Below are 16,766 nucleotides of genomic sequence, written 5' to 3' on the forward strand. Positions count from 1 at the left end.
GCAAAATCGCAATCAGTTTTTTGGCGCCCAGTAGATTGAAAAGGGCGTTGGGCCAGCCACGAAATTAACCACGGGCGCGGCGAGCGGGTCGTTATCGATCACAGCCTGCTCGAGTATCTGGCGTTTATCACTACCGGCGATATGTATAAACCCATGGCGAGTATTCTGGATACGCGCTTTGGACAGGCTTATCCGCGCGTGGGGCGCGGTTTTCGGGTGAACCATCAGTGCGGGAGCCGCCGTGCTGACGCCTTCGTTCAATTCGTCGGCACAGGGGAAGAGCGACGCCGTATGACCATCATTACCCATACCTAATATGACGATATCGAAGGCAGGGCATTCGCCCATTACGGAGTTCACGCGGTCGAGATTTTTTACCGGGTCGGGAAAGTCGGCGCTGAGCGAGAAAAAGTTGGCCTCTTTGGCGGCGCCCGCGAGTAGCTCGCGCCGGACCATCGCCTCGTTGCTGTCTTTGTGATCCAGGGCCACCCAGCGCTCATCGGCGAGCATTATCGAGATCGATGACCAGGGCAAAGGCAGCGCCGACAATTCATGAAAAAAACCGATGGGCGTGCTGCCGCCAGACACGACCAGGCGGGCGATGCCATTGGCACTTACCGCATCAGTAAGAATGTTGGCGACCTGCTCGGCCAGCGCCGAATCGAGCTCTGCCGTGGTTTCGAAGTGGTGCCACTCAGACATGCCAGCTTCTACCGTCTTTTTCGATCAGAATTTCTGCTTTAGCGGGACCCCAGGAGCCGGCGTGATAGGACTTGGCATCAACACTCTGCGCTTCGCTTGCCTTAATCAGGCCGTCAACCCAGCGCCAGGATTCCTCGATCTCTTCACGACCGACAAACAGCGACTGATCGCCATTGATGGCATCAAGAAACAGGCGTTCGTAGGCGTCGGGAATACGTTCCGACTCGTCGCCATCGCGAAAATCAAAGTTGAGCGTGTGGGTTTGCAGTGCCAGTTTGTCTTTGAGGCTCTGCCGTTTCGAGACCATGGCCATCTCAATGCCCTCGTCAGGCTGCAGACGGATGATTAATGCATTCGGAAAATTCCGCCCTCTGCCAAAAATATTATGGGGTAGTTCTTTGTAGTGAATAATGATCTCGGTGACCTTTTCGGCCATGCGTTTGCCGGTGCGCAGGTAGAAGGGCACCCCAGCCCATCGCCAGTTATCAATATGGGCCTTGATGGCGACGAAAGTTTCGGTGTTCGATGTGCTGGCCTTGCAGCCGGGCTCCTCCAGATAGCCGGGCACTGCATTGCCAACACTCCAACCCCGGCTGTATTGGCCCCGGACCAGGTGTTCGTCTACCGTGCTGGCGTCTATGGTGCGTAGCGCTTTCACGATTTTCACTTTCTCATCACGAATACTCTCGGCATCCAGTGAGTTGGGTGGCTCCATGGCGACCAGGCAGAGGAGTTGCATCAGGTGGTTCTGTACCATGTCGCGCATCTGTCCGACGTTGTCGTAATAAGACCAGCGACCTTCGATACCCACCGTTTCAGCGACGGTTATTTGCACGTGATCGATGCAGGAATGGTCCCACTGGGAGTTGATGAAGCGGTTGGCAAAGCGCAGCACCAGCAGGTTTTGTACGGTCTCTTTGCCGAGGTAATGATCGATTCGATAGATTGATGACTCATCGAAGTGCTTGGCCAGGGTGTTATTGACGTGTCGGGATGTCTCCAGGGATTCGCCAATCGGCTTCTCCAGAACGATTCGACAGTCTCCGGTCAGGCAATTGGCCTCATCGAGGTTTGAACAAATTGGCGCAAACAGGCTGGGGGGCGTGGCCAGATAAAACAGGCTGATCCGTGCGTCATCGAGCCAGTCTTTCAGTGCCGAGTACTGATCGATAACACTGAAATCCGCGGCAATATAAGCGAAGTGTTCGCTGTAGCGCTGCCACTCATCATCGTCGGGGGCGTACTCGCCCATGCGGGAGGTGAACCGCTCCCGCAGCACCTCAAGAAAAGCCTCTTTACTCACTTCGTCGCGGGCAATGGCGGCAATACGAAGGTCTTCCGGCAGTAGCCCCGCCTTTAACAGTTGGAACAGGGCGGGAAACAGCTTGCGCGCCGAGAGATCGCCGGAGGCGCCAAATATAACGAGGTCGACAGGTTGCATAACAAAAATCCTCAGACGATTTGCTGACTTGTTATAGCATTGGCTGTGATGACTGCTTCGCCAGCCAGCTTGGAGACCTCGGCCCACTGACCCGCTCTGACGGCGCTACTTGGGAGCACCCAGGAGCCGCCCACCGCTGCAACATTATCGAGGGCGAGGTATTCAGAGAGATTACTCAGGCCGATCCCGCCGGTAGGCAGGAAAAGCGTGTCGGCGAAAGGCCCCTGAAATGACTTGATTGCGGCAGCGCCTCCCGAAGATTCGGCAGGAAAAAACTTGATGACGGGAAAACCCGCGTCTCGCGCAGCCATGACCTCGCTGGCCGTCACTGCACCGGGGAGCAGGGGCACGCCACTTTCTCTGCTGGCTTTGAATAGTGCGGCCGAGGAACCCGGTGAAACGATAAAGCGCGCACCGGCCTCGCAGGCGGCAGTGAACTGCTCACGATTACACACCGTACCCGCACCGACGTCAGCGTCAGGAAGGGCTGCGCTGATCGCTTTAATCGCATCGAGCGCGCAGTCAGTACGCAAGGTGATTTCAAGTGTCGTCAGCCCGCCGGCCACCAGCGCTTCGGCCATGGGTACGGCGTGATCGAGGTGTTCAATCACCATTACGGGCACAACGGGTGCACGAGAGACGAATTCATAGTCAGACAGCGGTAGGGGCATAGGTAAACTCAATCGGTAAGTGACAGCGCTGCACCCAGCAGGCCGATATTGGGGCGAGTGATTAAAAAAGTGGGAATTGTGGACAGGTAGTCTGCGAGGCGACCCTTCATGAGAAAGCGTGCCCTGAATTCACTCTGACGCAGCAGGTCGACGTATCGCGGCGCAATTCCACCGGCGATAAAAACGCCACCCAGCGCGCCAAACGACAGGGCGAAGTTTCCGGCACTGGAGCCGAGCAGGGTGAAAAACGTCCGCAGGGTTTGAGCACAGATGGGATCGCTGTTTTGCTGCGCGGCGCTGCCAATGTTCCCTGCGCTGGTCTTCTGGGCGGCGACGCCATGGATGTCGCACAGCGCCCGGTACAGGTTGACGATACCATCGCCACACAGCAGTCGCTCTATGGATACTCGGCCAAACTGCGCCCGCAATCGTTTGAAGATTTCAATTTCGACATCGGTGACCGGAGCGAAATCGACATGCCCCCCCTCGCCGTGAACCACGCTTGGGCGTCCATCGAGGCCGGGCACCAATGCGGCTACCCCCAGGCCGGTACCGGGCCCCAGTGCGACTTGTGTTGCGCCGGGTTGTTGATGCCCTTCACCGATCTGTTCGAGATCCTCAGCGGAGAGTGCGGGTAGTGCGCGGGCGACTGCGGCAAAGTCATTAATGACGCGAACCCGCGGCGCGCCGGTGCACGCTTCCACCATGCCGATGCTGAAGCGCCAGGGGCTGTTGGTAAAGCTGATGGTGTCCCCATGGGGCGGGCCTGCAACGGCGAGACACACTGAGGCGGGTGGTCCCTCGACATGGTCTAATCGTTCCGCATCGGCCATAAGTTGGTGCAGGACGCCTGTGAAGGTCGGGAAGTCAGCGACGCGGTAGCTGGCAATGTCGGTGGCTTGGTTGGGATCGTCGAAAAAAAGTCCGAAGCGTGCGTTGGTGCCGCCGATATCGCCGACCAGATGCCATTGGGTGGCCTCACTCATCGTCAGTCACTCCGGTCAGAATAAAAAGGATGCGCCGCTCTCCGCATCACTGACCTGGGCGCGACTGTTTCCGAACAAATGCCTACCCACGGTACGTGATTGCTCCGGCTGGCCCGCGGCCACTCTTGCGCTCAGATTCGCGTCATCAACTTCCAAAGTCAAATCGCCCGTGTGGGCGTCGAGGGTAATGATGTCGCCGTTGTGGACTTTGCCAATCGGCCCATCGCTTACCGCTTCGGGCGTAAGGTGAATTGCAGCGGGTACCTTGCCCGAGGCACCACTCATACGCCCGTCGGTGACCAGCGCCACCTGAAATCCGCGATCCTGAAGTACGCCGAGCATTGGCGTCAGTTTATGCAGCTCGGGCATGCCGTTCGCCGCGGGCCCCTGAAAGCGAACCACGACCACGCAGTCGCGATCCAACTCGCCCGCCTCGAACAGTGCCTTGAGGTCGTTTTGGTCGTCGATCACAACAGCGGGTGCGCGGACGCGCCAATGTTCCGGGTTCACCGCGGAAATCTTAATCACACTGCGGCCCAGGTTGCCTTCGAGCAGGCGCACCCCGCCCTCAGGGGCGAAGGGGTTGTCGATGTCCGAGATGATGTTGGCGTCAAGGCTTTTGGTAATACCTTTGTTCCATTCGATCTGCGCCGAATCCAGACCCGGCTCCGCGACAAAGTCGGCGAAATGTTCGCCCAGGCAGGTTTTTGCATCGGGGTGCATGAGTCCGGCATTGAGCAGGGTTGTGAAGAGAAGCGGTGTGCCCCCTGCCGCATGGAAGTGATTGACGTCGGCGTTGCCATTGGGATAGATGCGCGCCAGCAACGGTGTCACCCTGGACACGGCGTCAAAGTCCGACCAGTTCATTCGGTAGCCCGCGGCCCTGGCGATCGCAATCAGGTGTATGCAGTGGTTGGTTGACCCGCCCGAGGCGAGGAGCGCGACCAGCGCATTCACCAGGGCGCGCGCATCAACGATATGTGCCATTGGACGATAATCCCGACCCAGGGCTGTAATGCGTGTCACCTGCTGTGCAGCGAACTCGGTCAGTTTGTCGCGAAGTTCGGTGCCCGGATTGACGAAAGAGCTTCCGGGCAGTTGCAGGCCCATCGCCTCGACCATCATTTGATTGGTGTTTGCGGTACCGTAAAAAGTACAGGTGCCGGGAGAGTGATAAGACGCACTTTCTGCCTCCAGCAACTCGTCGCGGCCAATTTTCCCCTCGGCGAATAATTGACGAATCCGGGCTTTCTCCTTGTTCGGAAGGCCGCTGGGCATGGGGCCCGCTGGAATCATCATTACGGGCAGATGCCCGAACTGCAGTGCACCGATGAGCAGGCCGGGAACAATTTTGTCACAAATGCCCAGCATGACGACCGCGTCGAACATCTGGTGGGACAGCGATACCGCCGTCGCCTGGGCAATCACATCGCGACTGAACAGGCTCAATTCCATACCGTCCTGGCCCTGGGTAACACCGTCGCACATGGCCGGTACGCCGCCCGCGACCTGCGCTGTTGAGCCCACCTGTTTTACTGCAGCTTTGATCAGGTCGGGGTAGGGGGCGTAGGGCTGGTGGGCGGACAGCATGTCGTTATAGGCGGTCACAATGCCCACATTGGCCGCTTCCATCATTTTGATGGTGGCCTTGTCATCGCTGCTGCAGGCGGCGAACCCGTGGGCAAGGTTGCCGCAGCTGAGCTGTTTCCTGTCCACGGGATTGGCGCCCATCTGGTCAATCATCCCCAGATAATCGTCACGCAGATCGCTGCTGCGGCGTTCAATGTCTCGTGTTACGGCTTCGATAGTGGGATGCATGATGTGGCCCCGTTATTACGATTTATTCGTAATAAAAGCATAAAATAAGTGAGTTAGACAGTGCTTTGCCAATATATGTAGTTTTATTACATTATATGCAGACGTCGAATACTTTAAGTACTGTCCATTGGCATCTTGTCGTCAGCGTTTGGTGATCTGTGCCCCGTGGTAGACTCTCTCTGCAATCATATTCCCCCATAACAACGCGAGGCGAAAGGGACGGCAATGATCATCAAACCTCGAGTACGCGGTTTTCTCTGCACCACGACCCACCCTGTGGGCTGTGCTGAAAATGTGCGCCGGCAAATCGAATACGTTCAGTCCAAAGGGACCATTGCGGGTGGTCCAAAGCGGGTTCTGGTGCTCGGTGCGTCGACGGGTTACGGCCTGGCGTCGCGTATTACCGCCGCCTTCGGCTGTAAGGCCAGTACCGTGGGTGTATTTTTTGAAAAAGAAGGCACTGAAAAGAAGCCTGGCACGGCAGGTTGGTATAACTCGGCGGCCTTTCACGCCGCCGCTGGTCAGGCGGGCCTTTATGCGAAAAGCATTAACGGTGATGCCTTTAGTCGTGAGGTCAAAGCGCAGGTGATCGATCTTATCAAGCGCGATCTCGAGCAGGTAGATCTGGTGGTTTATAGCCTCGCGGCGCCTCGACGAACACATCCCGATACCGGTGAAGTATTCACCTCGACCCTTAAGCCGATCGGTTCCGCCACTACCCAAAAAGGCGTGAATACCGATAAGGGGACGATACAGGAGTATCACCTTGAGCCCGCCAGTAAGGAAGAGATCGACAACACCGTTGCGGTAATGGGTGGGGAAGACTGGCAGATGTGGATTGACGCGCTGGACGAGGCGGGGGTTCTGGCCGATGGCGCCAGGACCACCGCCTATACCTATATTGGTGAGAAGATCACCTGGGACATTTATTGGCACGGCACTATCGGTGCGGCGAAGCAGGATCTCGACAAGCGTGTGATAGACATTCGCGAGCGGCTGGCAGCACGGGGTGGTGATGCGCGGGTCTCGGTGCTGAAGGCCGTGGTGACCCAGGCCAGTGCCGCGATACCGGCGATGCCCATTTACCTGGCTATTCTGTTTAAGGTGATGAAAGCCCGAGGCATTCATGAGGGATGTATCGAGCAGGTCGATCGGCTATTCCGTGATTCGCTTTACGGCGACGCTTCGGGTCCTGATGCTGAGGGCCGACTGCGGGCCGATGATCTTGAGCTGGATCCGGCGGTGCAGGCTGAAGTGGGGGGCCTGTGGTCGCAGATTGACAGCGACAATCTCCATGAGCTCTCCGATTTTGAGGGCTACCGACAGGAGTTTCTTCAGCTGTTCGGGTTCGAGGTCGATGGCGTGGATTACGAGGCTGATGTGGACCCCGTGGTCCCAATCCCGAAACTGGTTTCCTGAATGCAGCCCTACGGAGAAGTGGTCCAGCTGACACCGCTGGTGCGTCGGATCGTAGCGCCAAACCCAGGGCCAATGACCGGCCCCGGCACCAATACCTATCTTGTGGGTAGCAGAGACGTGGCGGTTATCGATCCTGGCCCCGCGATCCCCGAGCATATCGCAGCGATCGAAGCGGCCGTGGGCGATCACCTGCGCTGGATTGTGTGCACGCACACCCACCCCGACCACTCCCCGGGCGCGGCGGTACTCGCCAAGCATACCGGGGCGGCACTGGTGGGCTCGCTGACCGAAGATGATCAGCATCAGGATCTGACCTTTCACCCGGATTGGGCAATCGACCACGACAGCACGATTGAAGCCGAGGATTGGTCGCTGACGGCGATTCACACCCCGGGGCATGTCGACAACCATTTTTGCTACCTGCTTGATCAGGAGGGGATTGTCTTCGCTGGCGATCACATCATGAATGGGTCCACGGTGGTCATCGTACCCCCCGGCGGTGACATGAAAGCCTACATTCAGTCGCTGGAGCGACTGCTGGATTACGATGTACGCCGGATCGCTCCAGGCCATGGAGAATTAATCGAGGACTGCCGTGCCGAGGTGGCCAAGCTGGTTCGGCATCGGCTGATGCGCGAAGCAAAGGTGTTTGCGGCGCTCGACGGATTGAGTCCCTGTTCCGTCGATGACCTGGTTCCTGTCGTCTACGACGATACCGACCCCTCGCTCTACCAATGGGCAGCGCTGTCGCTGCGCGCACACCTCATCAAGCTCGAAAAGGACGGCCGTGCCCTTGATAAAGCCGGTGTCTGGCACGCGCTGGTCTGAATGAAAGGCGTCGTCTGGCGGCCCTCGTAATGGTAGTATTTCTTTAGTTTTCGCGGGATTAGATCGGTGCGTTCAGTCGTTATCTAAGACGGGCAGCGCTGTGGTCCAGCCACACCTTCCCAAATCGAGCGGAGTTTTAGTATGCGGAAAATCGGCGAGATCCTGATCGATGCGGGCAAGGTATCGGAGCGGGATATTGAGCGCGCCCTGCTTGCCCAGCGCGAAATGGGCGACAGGATAGGCCAGGTTCTGGTCAAGCTCGGCCTGGTATCCGAGCTCGATATGGCACAGGCCCTGTCCGAACAGCTTGAGATCCCGTTGCTGCTCGCCGGTGATTACCCCGAGGCGCCAGTGGAGCTCGCGGATGTATCCCCCGACTTTCTGATCAGCAATCAGGTCGTGCCCGTGTCCGCCGCAGAGCATGCCCTGGTTTTTGCCGCCACCGCACCCCAGGATCCGTTTATCAAGAAGGCGCTGGCGATGGCCACGGGTAAGTCGATCGAGGTGGTGTTTGGGCTGGAAACCGATATTGCCAAAGCGCTCGAGGCGCGCCTGGCTGAGAACGACGACGGTGAAGAAGACGAGTTTGGGGACCGATTTGCCGGGCAGAGCGACGACGAATTCATCGAGCACCTGAAGGATCTGGCCAGCGAGGCCCCTGTAATCCGGCTGGTTAATCAGTTAATACACCGAGCGGTCGATCTGTCCGCCTCAGACATCCATATCGAACCCTTCGATGAGGGTCTGCAGCTGCGCTACCGGGTGGATGGTGTGCTTCAGGACCAGCCCGATGCGCCCCAGGCCGATCTCGCTCCGGCGATCGCATCGCGTATAAAGCTCCTGTCGGGGATGAATATTGCCGAACGTCGTTTACCCCAGGACGGACGCATCATGACGCGGGTCAAGGGCCATGAACTCGATCTTCGTGTTTCCACGATTCCCACGGTTCACGGCGAAAGTATTGTCATGCGCGTACTCGATCGCGAAAGCATTCGCTTGAGTCTCAGCGACATGGGTTTTTCCGAGGATACGCTGGAGCGCTACCGATCGTTGCTCGCGCGTCCCCACGGCGTGTTGCTGGTGACCGGACCGACCGGTTCGGGTAAGACCACCACGCTGTACGCCTCATTGGCCTCCCTCGACGCCGAAACGGTAAAAATCATCACGGTTGAGGATCCCGTGGAGTACCAGCTTCAGGGCGTTAACCAGATTCAGGTGCAATCGCAAATCGAGCTGACCTTTGCCCGGGCGTTGCGGGCCATTTTGCGCCAGGATCCGGACATCATCATGATCGGTGAGATGCGCGATACCGAGACCGCGCAAATTGGCGTCCAGTCAGCGCTTACAGGTCACCTGGTGTTATCAACATTGCATACCAACACAGCGTCGGGTGCCATAACCCGCCTCGAGGATATGGGCGTTGAGCGCTACCTGATCACGTCGTCGGTGAATGGAGTGCTGGCGCAGCGCCTGGTGCGAACCTTGTGTTCAAGCTGTAAAGAGCCGGTTGCGCTTACCGATACCGCCATCCAGCAATACGGGCTTCGCCGCTTCCTCAAAGAAGGGCAGCGCGAGGTGTTCCAGGCACAGGGTTGCGGCCACTGTGGGCACACCGGGTATATCGGGCGGACGTCGATCCATGAACTGTTCCTGCTCGACGAAGAAATGCACCGGGTGATCATGACCGGTGCGGATGCAACCACGCTGCACAGCGCGGCCCGCAAGCAGGGCATGATTACGCTGTATGAGGATGGTTTGCGCAAAGTGGTTGCGGGCCAGACCTCCCTCGAGGAAGTCATGCGGGTCACACAAGACCAGAGTGCCGACGAGGAAATGCCCGCGCTCACCGCGGTGGATCGCAGCCACGAGACGGCGCTGGCCTGATGCCCGCGTTTTCCTACAGGGCGGTTGGCCGCGACGGTAAATCGGTTCAGGGGACTATCGAAGCCGATGCCCTCGATGCCGCATCTCGCGCTCTGCGTGCGAAGGGGCTCACGCCCCTTAACGTTGAAAGCGGGGCCCGCATTGTTGACAGCGAGCGTCCGCCCAGCCGCCAGGAAATCCTGTCGATGACTTCAGAGCTGTCGACGCTGCTTCGCGCGGGACTCTCCCTCGATCGCGCGCTCAAGGTCCTTATCGACATGGACGGTCAGCCGAGAATGCGTGCGGTAATCAGCGAGGTCTTGAAGTCGGTGAAGGGCGGCAAGGCCTTATCTATTGCGTTGCAGCCCTTCGAGGCGTCCTTTGGCACTTTTTATCTCAGTATGGTGCGTGCCGGTGAGGCGAGTGGTCAGCTGTCTTCGGTGCTTGATCGTCTGGTCGAGCATCTGGAAAGCGCCAAAACTACCCGGGACTCGGTGATTTCTGCGCTGATCTATCCGGCGATACTGTTGGTCGTGGCGGTTATTTCTATTGTTGTCATGCTGGGCTTCGTGGTACCGCAGTTTGAGACTTTATTTGCCGACATGGGTGACGCGCTACCCCCCATGACCAAAGCGGTGGTGGGCGCGGCTGAATTTATCAAGGCCTGGGGTTTCGCGCTGCTGATCGTTATCGCTATTGCCGGTGTGTTGTTCCAGCGCTGGGCGAAAAGTCCGGAAGGGAAAGCGGCGCTGGATCGTCGACTGCTGAGTCTGCCCGTGGCGGGGGGTATCGCCTTTGAGTACGAGATGGCCAAGTTTGCGCGCACGGTCGGGACATTGCTGGGTAACGGCGTGTCCCTATTGAAGGCTATTCAGATCGCTATCGATACCGTGGGCAGTGTGCCGTTGAAGGAGGCCCTGCAGGTGCTGCCACCGGCGGTAAAATCGGGTAGGCGCATGTCGGTAGCGCTTGAGGAGACCGAGATGTTCACTCCTATGGTGATTCAGATGACTCGAGTGGGCGAGGAGTCGGGCAGTCTCGATGGCATGATGCTGGAGTTGGCCAAAGTTTTCGAAGAGCATGTCGCTTCGGGCATCAAGCGCTTGCTGACATTGCTCGAGCCCGTGCTGATCCTGACCATGGGTTTCATTATTGCGCTCATCATTATCTCGATTCTGATGGGTATTCTTTCTGTCAACGACCTCGCGCTGTGATCGGGCGGGTTACCACACAATGGATTACGGGAGTAAAACGATGATGGCATTGACCACGAGACAGCGACGGCACAGTAGAGGGTTTACGCTGATGGAGCTGCTGGTGGTGCTGGCGATTCTCGGGCTGCTGGTCAGTCTTGTGGGACCACAGGTGCTCAATCAACTGGGTGGCGCCAAAACCAAAACCGCCAAAATACAAATAAAGGATCTCGAGCAGGCCCTTGAAATGTACAAGCTGGACGTGGGGCGTTACCCCTCCACCGAGAATGGGCTGAGCAGCCTGGTCAGCAAGCCCGGGGACGCCACCGGTTGGAATGGCCCTTATCTTAAGGGCGGCAAGGTTCCGCTCGATCCCTGGAACCGCGAGTACACCTACAAATACCCGGGTCAAAAGGCGGAGATCGATATCTTCAGCTATGGCCAGAATGGTGTGCCCGGTGGCGACGGTGAAGATGCCGACGTCAATAACTGGGATTAGGCGCTGAGCCTGGTTGCAACTGGATTGCCTGATGCACTTTTCACCCCCACAAAGCGCGTTAACCCGCCGGCCTCAAGGCGGTCCTGACGGGTTCACCCTCATCGAGGTGGTGGCCGCAATCACTATTGTCGGTCTTGTGATGGCGGTGGCCGTGCCCCAGTCGATCAAGTTTTACGAGTCGATGCAGTTCAGGAGTTCGGTGCGCGAGACGATTACGCTGCTCAAATCGGCTCGTCACGCGGCTATTGCACAGGGCGTTGCCCAGGATGTGGTTGTGGAGCCCAACGCCAAAACCGTGCGCTTCGGGAAGCGGACCGCTCAGTTTGAACGCGAGGTCCAGCTGAGCGTGAATTCGGCGGCAGAGCTGAATACCGATGCCGCGGGGGTGATCCGTTTTTACCCCGATGGCGGCGCCAGTGGCGGCGGTGTGGATATTCGAAGAGAAAACGGCGTCGTGATATCGATTGCCGTTGACTGGCTGATTGGTCGAGTGCGATTGGTGAGTGCCGATGCCGCGGCGTGAGCGTGGATTCTCTCTCCTCGAGATGATGGTGGCGATTGCCATCCTCGGCATCGCGCTGGGCGGGCTTTACGAAGCGGCCGGTGGCGCCACGCGCAACGTCCGTGCCGATGAGCGCTATGCTTATGCGGTGGAACTGGCGCGATCGGTGCTCGCCGAGCACGGACAGATTCCTGTGGAGGGTGTAGACAAGGCGGGTGAGACCGAGGGCGGGTTCCTCTGGCAGGTGGCCTCCCGGCCCGCTTCGATCGATCGCGGTGGGCTTCGCGAGGGCACGTTGCAGGAGATTGAAGTGACGGTGGCCTGGGCCGATGGCTATCGCGACCGCCGGGTGCGCCTGCAATCGGTGGTCGAGGGTTATGTGCCCCGAGGGCGGTTCTGATGCATCGTGCTAAAGGTTCCCTGGGCGCTGGCATACAGCAAGGATTTACGCTCGTCGAGGTGGTCGTGGCGCTGGCGGTGTTGTCGCTGGTCATGCTGACCACGGTGACGGGGTTTCGCACACTGGGTAATACCGCCGGTACGCTGAATACCATGACCGATCGTATCGACGAGATGCGCAGTGTCAGCTCCTTTCTGCGCGATGCCATGGAAAATTCGGTGGTGGGCGGTGAGAGCGGTGGCAGCAGTGGGCTCACGGTAGGCGGGTATCAAACCCAAACCCCGGTTGCTTTTTTCCGCGTTCGTGACGAAGCGGTGGAGTGGCGCTCAAAGGTGCTTTTTGGCGAGGCCTATGGCGGCAGCTACTTTTTACGGCTGGCGCAAAAGGATGATGAGTTGGTGTTGCAATGGCAGGAACCCGAGGGGAATTTGGAACCCGACGACTGGTCAGAATCCCCCTCACGCACGGTATTGAGCGGAGTCGATACCTTCGAGATTGCACATCGGTCACAGCCCGAGGCGGATTGGCTGGTTAATGAACCTACCGACGAGGCTCCCAGTATGGTGCGGCTGGTGATCGCGGCCGGTGGTAAGTTCTGGCCCGACCTGATTATGCGGGTTCAGCGATGAGAGGCAGTGTTTCTTCAACCCAGCGCGGTGTCGCACTCGCGGTCGTTGTCTGGTTTATCGCGGGAATGTCGCTTTTGGTAGCCGGTATTGTTGCTGAGGCGCGTGTCGATTCACGGATGGCGCAATTGCATTATTTTCGGGCACAGGCCACTGCCGCCGGTGATGGCGCCATCAGTCTGGCGCTGGCGGACCGGTTCGCCAATGAGCGTTCAGGTCAGGAGAGTGGATCGCGCATCAGCCGACAGCGGATTGGCGACTACTCGGTTGAGGTGCGATTGCTGCCGGCCACTTTTCTGGTCAATGTGAGCAAGGCGAAGTTGCGTGACCTGGAGCAGCTGTTCAGCGGCGTTTCGCTGCCGGAAACCGCGCCGTCGCCGAGGGCGCTGGCCACCGCCGTGGTACGCTATCGCGATGGCGCAAGCGGTCGTGGTGCCCACTCACTTTTTGGTTTGGAGGATCTGTTGCGGGTTCCCGGTGTCGATCGCGGCGTTTACGACGCGGTGCGTGATTTTATTGTTGTCGACGACTTGCTGGGTAGCTCCGGAGGTGCCCAGACAGTCGGTGGCGACGTCATGGCCGACCTCGAAGCCGCGCTGTCTGGTGAGGGCCGTTTGCTTGACGAGCCCGGCGGTCAGCCGGCAACGGGCGCGCTGAGGATTGATGCGGTGGTCACCGTGGGCGATCAGCAGTGGCTGCGTCGTCGGTGGGTCACTCCTGACCAGTCCAGCTATTCGGTCCTGCCCTGGACCGTCCGCCGCAGCGAAGCCGCCATTCCATTGGCCGGGCGGAGGCAGAGCTAATGGCGACGAACCAATTCATGTTGTTCGGTCATGACGTCCGTGATTACGGGCGCCTGTGGCTGGCCGCCTGGCAGGATCTGTTGTTCGGCGACGATTCGCCCATACGGCGCTATCTCGACGGCCGGGTCACCCTGGAAACCGACGCCGGGGAAGAAACCTGGCAGGCCGGTCGGAAAGTGGATGTTGAAGCGGTCCCCCAGCGCGCCATCCCGCTGCCGGATTCCCTGATATTGCATCGAACACTCAGTCTGCCTTCGTCGGCAATTGCCGATATTGCCTCTGCCGTCGCGCTGGAGGTGTCGGCCAGTTCACCGTTTGCGGTGGACGATACCGCCTACGGTTGGCGAGCGTCCCAGGACGAGCAGGGCACACTGTGCGTCGATCTGGTCATTGTCTCCCGGGGTGCGGTCATGAGTTTCCTGAGCCATACCCGGGATATTCATGACCCTTCGGTGCGGGAGATCTGGGCGCCGGTGGCCGACAGCTGGGTGGTGGTTGCCGGGTTCGGCGAAGACCAGCGTGAAATCGCCTACCGTGCGCGCCTGGTGAAATCGGGGCTGATGCTGTTGGCCGCCGCCCTGTTGATCGTGGCCATCGTCGCGATATCGGCGGTATTTAGCGGCTGGAAGTTGTCGCGTTTGGAGGCCGCCCAAACCGAGACCCTGCAGGAGGCCAGGGCCGCGATGGAGCTGCGCGACAGGCTTGCTGAAACCAACGCGGTCGTTTCTCAGCTCAATGCCTTGGTTGGGGCATTCCCCAACCCACACGGCGAACTGCTTAGACTCACCGAGCATGTTCCCGACACGGCCTATATCAGTCAGTTCACGCAAAATGGCCGAGAAATACGCCTTCGCGGTCGAGGCGCTGACGGCGCGGCACTCATGCAGTCGCTGATCGAGCTGCCCGCCTACGCCTCTGTCACCGCGCCACAGGCGATTCGTTCCATGGGCAACACGGGAGTGGAGCAGTTTTATCTGGATATCGAGCTTTCGGAGGGGACGCCATGAAAGCCTGGCTGCGTAACCACCGTCGCTCTGCACTGTTCGTAGGGGCAACCCTGGTGCTTCCCCTCTATCTGTTTTTTTCGCTGGTAGGTTCGCTGGTTTCCGTGGGCGGTGATTATCGGGATCAAATCGATGCCATTGAACCCCGGCTGGCGCGCATGCGCGGGCTCATCGAGTTCGAGTCGGCACTGCAGGCCGAACTGGACTCGGTGGGTGGCCAGGTCGCTGATCAGATCTACCCCTCGGGTAGCGGGTCGGAGACGGTGGCCGCCGCGCTTCAGTCCGAGGCGCGTCGAGTGCTTGCCGACGCGGGCCTCGAAATTACCAATAGTCAGGTACTGGAAATCCGCCGACAGGAGCGATTCGACTATATTGCGGTCAAAATCGTAGCCCGCGGCGAACTGGCGCAGCTCGATCAGGCGCTTTCATCAATCAGCGCCTTCAGGCCACTGATTTTTGTCGAGGCCTTCGACCTGTTTCCCAACCGTCAGTCGAATCGCAGAGGTCAGACCCCGGAGCAGACACTGACGGTATCGATGCAATTGATGTCGGTGAGGTCAGCGCTATGATCGGTATGGAAGCGCTGAAAGCCCGCTATCGCGTGGCTGAGGACCCATTGCGCTCGGAGCGTCGTCTGGAGCTCGTCGTGGTCATACTGGCTGCGGTGCTGCTGTTCTGGATTGTGCTTGGTACGCTGTCGCTGGTTATCAGCTCGGGGCCGGACCCACTGCCGCCGGCGGCGGATTCCCTCGAGGTATCCGAGTCGCTGCGCCCATTCCTGGTGGATGATGAGGGGTCGGCAACTATCCTGGCGCGGCCACTGCTTTGGGAATCGCGCACCTCGCTCGATCCCGCGGATGCGATAGCGGCCAGTAAGCCTGTGGAAAAAGCGCCGTCGGCCAAACGTCTTAAGGGTGTGAAGGTGCGGGGCGTCTTTGGCGTCGGCGATTCGCTGGGGGTAATTGCCAGTGTCGACGGAAAGCTCACGCGCGTCCGTTCTGGCGAAGCGATCAAGGGTTGGACACTGCAAGGTGTTGACGGCCGTCGCGTCGAATTCAGCAGCGGTGGCGGGGTGGATTATCTTGATCTGGAGGTGACAACACCCGCGGTAAGCGTGTTCAGTCCAGCAGGTCCTGATGTGGAGGGGGCGGACGGTGTAGGCTCAGAGGCCGCTACCCAAAATGATGCCGCGACGGCCGAAGGTGGAACAGCCGAGCAGGCGCCGACTTCAAACAATAACGCCGGTGGTGGTCTCACCGTCGGCGGCTACGGGACAGGACAATGATGACCAAAATGCGACGATCTTCGGAGGTGTCTGTGACCGTGGTGCGAACTACGCTGGTTTCAGTGCTCGTGCTCGCGGTGCTCGGCTGCGCCGGCCAGCGCGATAAGGGTGGCGTTGAGGAGCAACTGGTCAACGCAGAGAAGCCGCTGGCGACTAGCGCCAGGAGTCTGGCTGATGACAATGTAGAGGCGGACAAGGTGCCGACCCCCGAGTCGGTGAAATACCGGGGCAACGATCAGCTGGTCGATTTGCCCGAGTCCGAGAAGCCGGTGCGGTTTGTCGGTGACGATGTCACGCTGGCGTTTGAAAATGCACCGCTCAAGGAGGTCACCCACGCCATCCTGTCGGATATCCTCGAAGTGGATTATCTGGTCGATGGCCCGATCCCCGGCACCGTGACCTTACGCACTCGCACGCCGATCCCGAGAGATCAATTACTCGGCGTACTCGAATCGCTGCTCAAAGCCAACAATGTCTTTCTGATCCGCGGTGTTGACGGCCGGTTTATTGTCAGCAGCTCCCAGGCGGCGAGTAAGCTGGTGCCCAGCATTGCCGGGCCCGATGAAATCGCCGCGGGCTACAGCACGATTGTCATACCTTTACAGTTTATCAGCGCCGGTGAAATGGCCGAGATCCTGAAGCCGCTGGCGGATGAGCGCGCTTTTCTGCGCATTGATAACAAGCGCAACCTATTGATGTTGGCGGGTACCCAGCGGCAATTGACGG

At 59.0% G+C, this 16,766-nt stretch carries 18 protein-coding genes; 13 read left to right on the forward strand and 5 right to left on the reverse strand.

Annotation, left to right across the window (positions count from 1 at the left end; genetic code table 11):
• Positions 1-12: 12 nt before the first annotated feature.
• Genes pgl through edd form a run of 5 tightly spaced genes read right to left on the reverse strand, consistent with a single transcriptional unit; the run spans position 13 to position 5,618 of the window.
• Positions 13-702, reverse strand: a complete 690-nt coding sequence (gene pgl, locus NOR51B_RS08860) for a 6-phosphogluconolactonase (protein WP_009019425.1) — start codon at positions 700-702, stop codon at positions 13-15.
• Positions 695-2,143, reverse strand: a complete 1,449-nt coding sequence (gene zwf, locus NOR51B_RS08865) for a glucose-6-phosphate dehydrogenase (protein WP_009019116.1) — start codon at positions 2,141-2,143, stop codon at positions 695-697. Before zwf ends, pgl begins: the two co-directional genes overlap by 8 nt.
• Positions 2,144-2,154: 11 nt before the next feature.
• Positions 2,155-2,814 (reverse strand): bifunctional 4-hydroxy-2-oxoglutarate aldolase/2-dehydro-3-deoxy-phosphogluconate aldolase, encoded by a 660-nt coding sequence (gene eda, locus NOR51B_RS08870; protein WP_050759446.1) that lies wholly within the window; start codon positions 2,812-2,814, stop codon positions 2,155-2,157.
• 8 nt (positions 2,815-2,822) lie between these two features.
• Positions 2,823-3,800: a glucokinase gene (glk, locus tag NOR51B_RS08875; protein ID WP_009019673.1), complete on the reverse strand. Its 978-nt coding sequence runs from the start codon at positions 3,798-3,800 to the stop codon at positions 2,823-2,825.
• Positions 3,801-3,815: 15 nt separating this feature from the next.
• Complete coding sequence (gene edd, locus NOR51B_RS08880; RefSeq protein WP_009020271.1) at positions 3,816-5,618, reverse strand: phosphogluconate dehydratase; 1,803 nt, start codon at positions 5,616-5,618, stop codon at positions 3,816-3,818.
• Between the two features lie 225 nt (positions 5,619-5,843).
• Between edd and fabV the strand changes: the two genes are divergently transcribed.
• From fabV to NOR51B_RS15525, 13 genes are all read left to right on the forward strand, one after another.
• Positions 5,844-7,037, forward strand: coding sequence for an enoyl-ACP reductase FabV (gene fabV, locus NOR51B_RS08885; RefSeq protein WP_009019960.1), 1,194 nt, complete (start codon positions 5,844-5,846; stop codon positions 7,035-7,037).
• The gene (locus NOR51B_RS08890) at positions 7,038-7,865 is read left to right on the forward strand and encodes an MBL fold metallo-hydrolase (RefSeq protein WP_040481971.1); all 828 of its coding nucleotides are present in this window, start codon (positions 7,038-7,040) and stop codon (positions 7,863-7,865) included. It begins immediately after the preceding gene.
• Positions 7,866-8,006: 141 nt separating this feature from the next.
• Positions 8,007-9,749 carry a GspE/PulE family protein gene (locus NOR51B_RS08895; RefSeq protein WP_009021361.1) on the forward strand — a complete coding sequence of 581 codons (1,743 nt, stop codon included), beginning with the start codon at positions 8,007-8,009 and terminating at the stop codon, positions 9,747-9,749.
• A complete protein-coding gene (locus NOR51B_RS08900) occupies positions 9,749-10,942 on the forward strand; it encodes a type II secretion system F family protein (RefSeq protein ID WP_009021448.1) in 1,194 nt (397 codons plus the stop codon). The genes NOR51B_RS08895 and NOR51B_RS08900 overlap by 1 nt, the downstream gene beginning before the upstream one ends.
• Positions 10,943-10,982: 40 nt before the next feature.
• Complete coding sequence (gene gspG / locus NOR51B_RS08905) at positions 10,983-11,420, forward strand: type II secretion system major pseudopilin GspG (protein WP_040481972.1); 438 nt, start codon at positions 10,983-10,985, stop codon at positions 11,418-11,420.
• Positions 11,421-11,451: 31 nt separating this feature from the next.
• The gene (locus NOR51B_RS08910; RefSeq protein ID WP_081443928.1) at positions 11,452-11,943 is read left to right on the forward strand and encodes a prepilin-type N-terminal cleavage/methylation domain-containing protein; all 492 of its coding nucleotides are present in this window, start codon (positions 11,452-11,454) and stop codon (positions 11,941-11,943) included.
• On the forward strand, positions 11,930-12,322 hold the full coding sequence (locus NOR51B_RS08915; protein WP_040481973.1) for a type II secretion system protein: 393 nt from the start codon (positions 11,930-11,932) through the stop codon (positions 12,320-12,322). The genes NOR51B_RS08910 and NOR51B_RS08915 overlap by 14 nt, the downstream gene beginning before the upstream one ends.
• The gene (locus tag NOR51B_RS08920) at positions 12,322-12,951 is read left to right on the forward strand and encodes a prepilin-type N-terminal cleavage/methylation domain-containing protein (RefSeq protein ID WP_009019802.1); all 630 of its coding nucleotides are present in this window, start codon (positions 12,322-12,324) and stop codon (positions 12,949-12,951) included. The genes NOR51B_RS08915 and NOR51B_RS08920 overlap by 1 nt, the downstream gene beginning before the upstream one ends.
• Positions 12,948-13,751 (forward strand): helix-hairpin-helix domain-containing protein, encoded by an 804-nt coding sequence (locus NOR51B_RS08925; RefSeq protein WP_009019799.1) that lies wholly within the window; start codon positions 12,948-12,950, stop codon positions 13,749-13,751. Before NOR51B_RS08920 ends, NOR51B_RS08925 begins: the two co-directional genes overlap by 4 nt.
• Positions 13,751-14,758: a hypothetical protein gene (locus tag NOR51B_RS08930; RefSeq protein ID WP_009021178.1), complete on the forward strand. Its 1,008-nt coding sequence runs from the start codon at positions 13,751-13,753 to the stop codon at positions 14,756-14,758. Before NOR51B_RS08925 ends, NOR51B_RS08930 begins: the two co-directional genes overlap by 1 nt.
• Entirely contained in the window at positions 14,755-15,324 is a 570-nt protein-coding gene (gene gspM / locus NOR51B_RS08935) for a type II secretion system protein GspM (protein ID WP_009020012.1), read from the forward strand. Before NOR51B_RS08930 ends, gspM begins: the two co-directional genes overlap by 4 nt.
• A complete protein-coding gene (locus tag NOR51B_RS08940; protein WP_009019359.1) occupies positions 15,321-16,040 on the forward strand; it encodes a hypothetical protein in 720 nt (239 codons plus the stop codon). Before gspM ends, NOR51B_RS08940 begins: the two co-directional genes overlap by 4 nt.
• An 8-nt stretch (positions 16,041-16,048) precedes the next feature.
• A partial coding sequence (locus tag NOR51B_RS15525) for a secretin N-terminal domain-containing protein (protein ID WP_326544569.1) occupies positions 16,049-16,766 on the forward strand: 718 nt, incomplete at its 3' end.

This window comes from Luminiphilus syltensis NOR5-1B, from assembly GCF_000158175.1.
Taxonomy (GTDB): Bacteria; Pseudomonadota; Gammaproteobacteria; order Pseudomonadales; family Halieaceae; genus Luminiphilus; species Luminiphilus syltensis.